The organism is Pseudomonas sp. IPO3749 (assembly GCF_013386605.1).
Classification (GTDB): domain Bacteria; phylum Pseudomonadota; class Gammaproteobacteria; order Pseudomonadales; family Pseudomonadaceae; genus Aquipseudomonas; species Aquipseudomonas azotoformans_A.
Genome location: NZ_JACARN010000046.1, coordinates 22,903 through 30,862, shown reverse-complemented (window position 1 = coordinate 30,862; position 7,960 = coordinate 22,903). Strand labels below are relative to the sequence as shown.

Genomic DNA, 7,960 nt, shown 5'->3' with positions numbered 1-7,960 from the left:
AGAGATAGGGATTCGAACCCTAGGTACCGGTGAAGGTACAACGGATTTCGAATCCGTCCCATTCGGCCACTCTGGCATCTCTCCAACGGCGCGCATCATAACAGCGTGACTCAGGAAAGCAAAGCTCGAAGCGAGATTTTTTTCCGTGCTATCAGATGCTTGCGTCGATTAAAGCGGTACGCCCAGACGGTTGGCGACTTCTTCGTAGGCTTCGATGACGTCACCGAGGCCCTGGCGGAAGCGGTCCTTGTCCATCTTCTTCTTGGTGTCTTTGTCCCACAGACGGCAGCCGTCCGGGCTGAATTCGTCGCCCAGGACGATGGAGCCGTCGTGGAACACGCCGAATTCCAGCTTGAAGTCCACCAGCAGCAGGCCGGCGTCGTCGAACAATTTGCTCAGCACGTCGTTGACCTTGAGGGACAACTCTTTCATGCGTGCCAGTTGCTCAGCGGTGCCCCAGCCGAATGCCACGACGTGGGATTCGTTGATGAACGGGTCGCCCTTGGCGTCGTCCTTCAGGAACAGTTCGAAGGTGTAAGGATTGAGCTTGAGGCCCTCTTCCACGCCCAGACGCTTGACCAGGCTGCCGGCGGCGTAGTTACGCACGACGCATTCCACCGGGATCATGTCGAGCTTCTTGACCAGGCACTCGTTGTCGCCCAGCAGCTTGTCGAATTGGGTCGGAATGCCGGCCTCTTCGAGTTTCTGCATGATGAAGGCGTTGAACTTGTTGTTCACCATGCCTTTGCGATCAAGTTGTTCGATGCGCTTGCCGTCGAACGCCGAAGTGTCGTTGCGAAACAGCAGGATCAGGCGGTTGGCGTCGTCGGTCTTGTACACCGACTTGGCTTTGCCGCGGTAGAGTTCTTCACGTTTTTCCATGATGGGCTCCGCTTGCTAAATGGTGGGCTAGGCGATGTGTCGCCAGTCGAGCCCTGAATCTTGATCGGCCAGTTGCAGCCAGTCCGGGTCGCACCCAAGGGTGTCGACAAAACATTGCCGGGCCAGCTGCGGCAGGTTGTTCTTGCTGCTCAGGTGGGCCAGGACCAGGTGTTGCAAATCTTGCCAGCCCAACTCATACACCAGGTACGCCGCCTGGTGGTTGTTCAAATGCCCCAGTTCGCCGCCCACCCGTTGCTTGAGAAAGCGGGGGTAATGGCCGCGAGCCAACAGGTCTCGGCAGTGGTTGGACTCGATCATCAACGCATCGAGATCGCGGTAACCGTCCAATACCTTCGCGCAGTAGGAACCCAGGTCGGTGAGTACGCCGAAGCGTCGCTCACCATCGCTGAAGACATATTGCGTCGGCTCCTGGGCGTCGTGCGCCACGGCAATCACATCGATGCTCAGGGCACCGATTTGCAGCTGCTCGCCACCGGCCAGGAAACCTGCGGGTTCAATGGGTTTGCGCATCCCGCGCAAGGTACCGCGACTGAGGTACACCGGAAGATTGTAGCGCCGAGACAGCAAACCCACGCCATGCACGTGGTCGGCATGTTCGTGGGCCACCAGAATCGCGCTCAACTGCGCGGGGTGAACCCCCAGGCGCAGCAGGCGCCGCCCGGTTTCCCGTAACGAGAAACCACAATCCACCAGCACGTACGTGTCGTCGTGGGCGACCAGCGTACCGTTCCCTTGGCTACCGCTGCCGAGAACGGCAAAACGCACCGGATCAGCCCAGGTTGTCTTGAATCACGCCCAACACTTTGCGCGCTGTCTCAGCGGGTGCAACGGTGTTGATGTTCTTCTCGACGGTGACCTGTACGCTTTCGCCAACCTTGCTCAAACGAACCTGGTAACGCTCGGCACGGGTCTCGATTTCTTCCTTGGTCGGCTGGCTGCCGAACAGTTTGCTGAAGAAACCTGGCTCTTCATCTTTACGCTCGGCCTTTTCAGCCACGTTGATGTAGTACAGGCCCAGGCTGCGGTTGATGTCTTCTACACGCCAAGGGCCCTGCTCCAATGCACGGCCAACACTGGCCCAGGCACGGTCGAGGTCTTCACCCAGGTTCAGCACCACGTTGCCGCTGCCGTCTTCGGTCAGACTGACGCGGCTCGGGGTGTCGTAATCACGCGCGGCGAGCAGGGAAACCGAACCGCCCTTCTCGGAGATACGGCTCATGCTGGCCAGCATCTCGTCAACCAGGGCCGAGTCGACACCGGTGTTGACCGAACGGTTGGTGAAATCAACGTTGGCGGTGCTGCCGGCCGGACGCTCGGCGCTGACCACGTAGACTTCACTGGTATTACGCTGCACGCCTGGCTCAATGCGCACACGCACACGGGCTTCGCTGTCGGCGGCTACACCACCGGCCTGCAGGCGCTTGGCCATGGTGGCGGACAACTCGCTGCCTTGCTGCCATGCGGTGGTGAACTCACCGGTCTGCGGGCGTTGCTCGTCGATGCGGAAACCGTTGTCCTGGAAGAACTGCACGGCCACCGGCCAGACTTCAGCAGGTGGGCGCTGGGCCACGATCCAGCGGGAATCACCGCTCTTCTGCAGGCTGTAGTCGCTGGCATCCGCCACGGCCGAGATCGGCTGTGGACGTGGCACCACGTACTCACCCTTGGTGGTGTCGTCGGCGACGTTACGCGGAATCGGCAGCAACGGGTCAAGGCGCTTGGCGACGTTGACGCCCGGCGGCAATTCCATCGGTTTGGTAGGTTGGGCTTCCAGGTAATCGCTACCGCGGTCACGGAAGTAGCCTTCCGGGCCCCAGATCCAACCGCAGCCACTGGTGCTGGAGATAATCAAGGCAAGTGCGGAAAGTCCGGCCAATCGCTTCATGCGTAGTGCTTCCTCAATTAAACCAGGACGCCGGACTGGCGCAGGGCCTGTCGCAGCGGTTCGTGACAGGCTTCGCTGAGACGGGTGAGCGGCAGACGGATACCGTCCGGCATCATGCCCATTTCAGTCAGCGCCCACTTCACGGGAATAGGGTTGGATTCGATAAACAGTGTCTTGTTGAGCGGCATCAGCTTCTCGTGGATCGCGCGGGCGGTCACGGCGTCGCCGGCAATGGCGGCGGCGCACATTTCGCTCATGGCACGCGGGGCCACGTTGGCGGTCACGGAGATGTTGCCCTTGCCGCCCAGCAGGATCAGCTCTACGGCGGTGGCGTCGTCACCGGAATACAGCAGGAAATCACTGCTCACGCCGGCCAGGATGTCCTTGGCGCGCTGCAGGTCGCCGGTGGCTTCCTTGATACCGATGATGTTCGGCACGGTGGACAAGCGGATCACGGTCGCGGCCTGCATGTCACAAGCGGTGCGGCCTGGCACGTTGTAGAGGATCTGCGGGATGTCGACGGCTTCGGCGATGGCGCGGAAGTGCTGGTACAGGCCTTCCTGGGTCGGCTTGTTGTAGTACGGGGTCACCAGCAGGCAGGCATCGGCGCCGGCCTTCTTGGCGTTCTTGGTCAGCTCGATCGCTTCACGCGTCGAGTTGGCGCCCGTACCGGCGATCACGGCAATACGGCCCGCGACGCGCTTGACCACGAATTCGATGACCTGGATGTGTTCTTCCACATCAAGGGTGGCCGATTCACCGGTGGTGCCGACCGCCACGATGGCGTTGGTGCCTTCTTGCAGGTGGAAGTCCACCAGTTTGCCCAGGCTGTCCCAGTCGAGATGACCTTGTGCATCCATGGGTGTGACCAGTGCCACCATACTGCCCGCAATCATGCAACCGCTCCTGCCGGAAAAAGAGAGCCGTAATGGTACTGGCGCCAAGATGCTTGCACAAGCGAAGTACCGCCTGAGGATGCGTTATGGCGCAACTAAACGACGGGCAATGCCATCATTGGGCCAAAGCCTGCCTTGGAGCACGGTGAAATCGAGCCGATCACGCAATGAAAACGCCACCTCCTATCCCTTGGCGACGGTTTTCGCTACCCTTCATCCTTTGATCGATACAGCCCGCACAGTATCGACCGCTCATCGTTTTAGGAAGGCTGCATGTCCACCCCCACAGTTCGCGAACAATTCCTTGTTATCAGTGCCCTCGGCGCCAACCCCATGGAGCTGACCAACGTCCTGTGCCGCGCCAGCCATGAAAACCGCTGCGCCGTCGTGACCTCCCGCCTGACCCGCCACGGCGAGTGCAGCGCACTGGTCCTGCAGATCTCCGGCACCTGGGACGCCCTGGCGCGCTTGGAAACCGGCCTGCCGGGCCTGGCCAAGAAGCATGACTTCACAGTCAATGTGGTGCGCAGTGCCGCCCTGGAGAATCGTCCCCAGGCCCTGCCTTATGTGGCGTACGTCAGCTCGGCCTATCGTTCGGACATCGTCAACGAGCTGTGCCAATTCTTCATCGACCACAACGTCGAGCTGGAGAACCTGACCTGCGACACCTACCAGGCCCCGCAAACCGGCGGCACCATGCTGAACGCCACGTTTACCGTGACCTTGCCGGCCGGCGTGCAGATCAGTTGGCTGCGCGACCAGTTCCTGGATTTCGCCGATGCCCTGAACCTCGACGCACTGATCGAGCCATGGCGCCCACAGAACCCAATGTAAGGAAGTTTTCATGGCGGTAGTCATCGACAAACCGGTAGCCGATTTCGAAGCCCAGGCCACCAGCGGCCAGACCTTCAGCCTTGCAGCCCTCAAGGGCAAGCAAGTGGTGATCTACTTTTACCCGAAGGACAGCACGCCCGGCTGCACCACCGAAGGCCAGGGGTTCCGCGACCAGTACGCGGCATTCAAGGCGGCCAACACCGAAGTGTTTGGCGTGTCGCGGGACAGCGTGAAGTCTCACGAGAACTTCAAGGGCAAGCAGGCATTCCCCTTCGAGCTGATCAGCGACAAGGATGAAGCGGTCTGCCAGCTATTTGATGTGATCAAGTTGAAGAAGCTGTACGGCAAGGAATACCTGGGCGTGGATCGCAGCACGTTCCTGATCGATAAGGACGGCGTGCTGCGTCAGGAATGGCGTGGCGTGAAAGTGCCGGGCCATGTGGATGCAGTTCTGGCGGCGGCGCAGGCTTTGAACAAAGCCTGAAGCGCAGTGTGGTGTGGTGAGCGGGCTTGCCNNAAGCCCGCTCACTACAGAAGGTTAAGCAGCTACAACAGCGGCGCCACCACCGGCTCCTGTCGCGGCCACGCATCCAGCACTGCCTTGAACAGCGTCGCCAGGGGGATTGCAAAGAACACGCCCCAGAATCCCCATAACCCACCAAACAACAGCACCGCGCAGATGATCGCGACCGGGTGCAGGTTGACGGCCTCCGAGAACAACAGTGGCACCAGCACGTTGCCATCCAAGGTCTGGATGATCCCGTACACCGCCATCAGGTAGATGAACTGGTCACTCCAGCCCCACTGGAACAGCGCGATCAGCGCCACCGGCACGGTCACCACCACGGCGCCGACGTACGGCACTACCACTGAAATACCCACCAACAACGCCAGCAACGCCGCGTAGTTCAGGTCCAGGGCGATAAAGGCGATATAGGTCACGCCGCCGCAGATAATGATCTCGATGACCTTGCCACGAATGTAGTTGGCAATCTGCCGATTCATTTCCTCGGCCACCCGGGTAATCAACGCACGTTCGCGCGGCAGATAGCCACGTACCCAACGGCCGATCATGGCGCGGTCCTTGAGGAAGAAGAACACCAGGATCGGCACCAGCACCAGGTAGATCATGATGTTGACCAGCAACGGCAGGCTGGACAGGGAAAAAGTGAGCGCCCATTGCCCGAATTTTCCGATCTCGCCGCGCGCTGCTTCGATGGCCTGCAACACCTGTTCGTCCGACACCAGGTGCGGGTAGCGCTCCGGCAACAGCAGCAACAGCGATTGCCATTTGGCGAGCATGCCCGGCAGTTCGTTGAACAGCGTGATCAGTTGATGCCACAGCAACGGCAATACCACCACGATAAACAGCACCAGCAGCCCCATGAACAAGGCGAACACCAGGCCCACGGCGGCTCCCCCCGGCAAGCGCAAACGCTCCAGTGTGGTCACCAGCCCTTGCATCAGATACGCGAGCACCATCCCCGCCAATACCGGCGCCAGCATGCCGCCCAAGGTGAGCACGGCCGTAAAGGCCAGAAACAGTAGGACCGCCAGCACCACGGCCTCCTCATCGGAGAAATAGCGCTGGATCCAGTCTCGTAACACTTTGAACATCAATCAACCTCGGGTGGTAGGGGCGAACGGTTCAGGCCTTGCGCAACCAGTAACGGTACACACCGGCGGCGTCTTCTTCATGGAGCAGGGTGTGGCCGGCGAGCTTGGCAAAGGTGCGGAAATCACGCTGGGAGCCCGCGTCCGTGGCGATCACCTTGAGCACTGCACCACTGGCCAGACGATTGAGCTCCAACTTGGCCTTCAGCAAGGGCAACGGGCAATTGAGGCCGCTGGCATCGAGTTCGGCATCAAAGGCTACAGCGTCGGTCATGGTTTACTCCAGGCAAGCGTCGGGGATGCTTAGAATATCTGGTCCGAAGCTCAGTGTCCGGCTACAGTAAGCTCTTTGTCGAAAGGCTTTGTGCATGACTTTTTTGCGCCCTACCCTGCTGACGCTGGCTTGCCTGCTGGCCTCCCCAGGCTTCGCTGACGACCTGCCGTCACTCGGCGACGCCAGTTCTGCCATTGTCTCGCCACAACAGGAATACCAGTTGGGCCGCGCCTGGCTGGCCTACCTTCGAGGCCAGGTCTCGCAACTCAACGACCCGCAGCTCAAGGATTACGTCGAAACCAGCGTCTACAAGCTGGTGGAGACCAGTCAGGTCAACGACCGGCGCCTGGAGTTCATCCTGATCAACAGCCCGCAATTGAACGCCTTTGCCGCGCCTGGCGGGATTGTCGGGGTCAATGGCGGCCTGTTCCTCAACGCCCAGACCGAAGGTGAATATGCCTCGGTACTGGCCCACGAACTGGCGCACTTGTCCCAGCGTCACTTCGCCCGTGGCGTCGAAGCGCAACAGCGTATGCAGATCCCAATGATGGCGGCCCTGCTGGGTGGCATCATTGCCGCAGCAGCCGGCGCGGGCGACGCGGGTATTGCCGCGATTGCCGGCACCCAGGCGGCGGCGATCCAGGAACAGCGCCGGTTCTCCCGCCAGAACGAACAAGAGGCGGACCGTATCGGTATCCTCAACCTGGAAAAAGCCGGCTACGACCCGCGCTCCATGCCGACCATGTTCGAACGCCTGATGCGCCAATACCGCTTCGATGCCAAGCCGCCAGAATTCCTGCTGACGCACCCGGTCACCGAATCGCGGATCGCCGACACCCGCAACCGGGCCGAGCAAGCCAAAGCCGGTGGCAAGGAAGACAGCCTGCGTTATCAACTGATTCGCGCACGGGTGCAGCTGCAATACGAAGACACGTCAGGCCTCGCCGCCAAGCGCTTCCAGGCGCAGCTGGACGAGAACCCGAAGAACGATGTGGCGCGTTATGGCCTGGCTATCGCCCAGATCAAGGGCTCTCAGTTCAAGCAAGCTCGGGAAAACCTGACGATGTTACTGGCCAAGGCGCCGAACGACATCACCTATAACCTGGCGCTGATCCAGCTTGATATCGACAACAACCATCTGCCTGATGCCCAGCAACGTACTGATCGAATGCTGACCCAGTACCCCAGCAACTATCCGTTGAATCAGATCCGGGTGGACCTGCTGCTCAAACAGAACCGCACCGCGGATGCGGAGAAAGCCCTGGATGGCTTGCTCAAATCTCGTCCTGACGACCCCGACGTCTGGTACCAAGTCGCCGAGACGCGCGGTTTGTCCGGTAACATCATCGGTCTGCACCAGGCACGTGCCGAGTACTTTGCGCTGGTGGGTGATTTCCAGCAGGCGATCCAGCAGCTGGATTTTGCCAAGCGTCGCGCAGGCAGCAACTTCCCACTCTCTTCACGTATCGACGCACGCCAGCGCGAATTGATCGAACAGGAACGCCTGGTCAAAGGGATGATGAGCTAAACCTCTCGTCCACAAAAAAGCCCCGC

The 7,960-nt window shown here is 60.4% G+C and carries 9 protein-coding genes; 3 read left to right on the top strand and 6 right to left on the bottom strand.

Annotated features, from left to right (window positions below):
• Nucleotides 1-168: 168 nt before the first annotated feature.
• Genes purC through dapA form a run of 4 tightly spaced genes read right to left on the bottom strand, consistent with a single transcriptional unit; the run spans nt 169 to nt 3,684 of the window.
• A complete protein-coding gene (gene purC / locus HX812_RS19035) occupies nt 169-882 on the bottom strand; it encodes a phosphoribosylaminoimidazolesuccinocarboxamide synthase (RefSeq protein ID WP_003172493.1) in 714 nt (237 codons plus the stop codon).
• Between the two features lie 27 nt (nt 883-909).
• Nucleotides 910-1,668, bottom strand: a complete 759-nt coding sequence (locus tag HX812_RS19030; protein ID WP_038848200.1) for an MBL fold metallo-hydrolase — start codon at nt 1,666-1,668, stop codon at nt 910-912.
• Nucleotides 1,669-1,672: 4 nt separating this feature from the next.
• Nucleotides 1,673-2,788, bottom strand: a complete 1,116-nt coding sequence (bamC, locus tag HX812_RS19025; protein WP_028619346.1) for an outer membrane protein assembly factor BamC — start codon at nt 2,786-2,788, stop codon at nt 1,673-1,675.
• Between the two features lie 17 nt (nt 2,789-2,805).
• Nucleotides 2,806-3,684, bottom strand: a complete 879-nt coding sequence (dapA, locus tag HX812_RS19020; protein ID WP_033902649.1) for a 4-hydroxy-tetrahydrodipicolinate synthase — start codon at nt 3,682-3,684, stop codon at nt 2,806-2,808.
• A 273-nt stretch (nt 3,685-3,957) separates the two neighbouring features.
• Between dapA and HX812_RS19015 the strand changes: the two genes are divergently transcribed.
• Entirely contained in the window at nt 3,958-4,518 is a 561-nt protein-coding gene (locus HX812_RS19015) for a glycine cleavage system protein R (RefSeq protein WP_003172487.1), read from the top strand.
• 10 nt (nt 4,519-4,528) lie between these two features.
• Nucleotides 4,529-5,002, top strand: coding sequence for a peroxiredoxin (locus HX812_RS19010; protein WP_016975173.1), 474 nt, complete (start codon nt 4,529-4,531; stop codon nt 5,000-5,002).
• A 62-nt stretch (nt 5,003-5,064) separates the two neighbouring features.
• Here the strand turns inward: HX812_RS19010 and HX812_RS19005 are convergent, their stop codons facing one another.
• Together HX812_RS19005 and HX812_RS19000 are read right to left on the bottom strand one after the other, a co-directional pair.
• Nucleotides 5,065-6,135 (bottom strand): AI-2E family transporter, encoded by a 1,071-nt coding sequence (locus HX812_RS19005; protein ID WP_033902651.1) that lies wholly within the window; start codon nt 6,133-6,135, stop codon nt 5,065-5,067.
• Between the two features lie 31 nt (nt 6,136-6,166).
• Nucleotides 6,167-6,406: a sulfurtransferase TusA family protein gene (locus tag HX812_RS19000; protein ID WP_010212198.1), complete on the bottom strand. Its 240-nt coding sequence runs from the start codon at nt 6,404-6,406 to the stop codon at nt 6,167-6,169.
• Between the two features lie 94 nt (nt 6,407-6,500).
• On the opposite strand from HX812_RS19000, the gene HX812_RS18995 reads away from it, so the two are divergent.
• Nucleotides 6,501-7,934: a M48 family metalloprotease gene (locus tag HX812_RS18995; RefSeq protein WP_038848198.1), complete on the top strand. Its 1,434-nt coding sequence runs from the start codon at nt 6,501-6,503 to the stop codon at nt 7,932-7,934.
• The last annotated feature ends 26 nt before the right edge of the window (nt 7,935-7,960 follow it).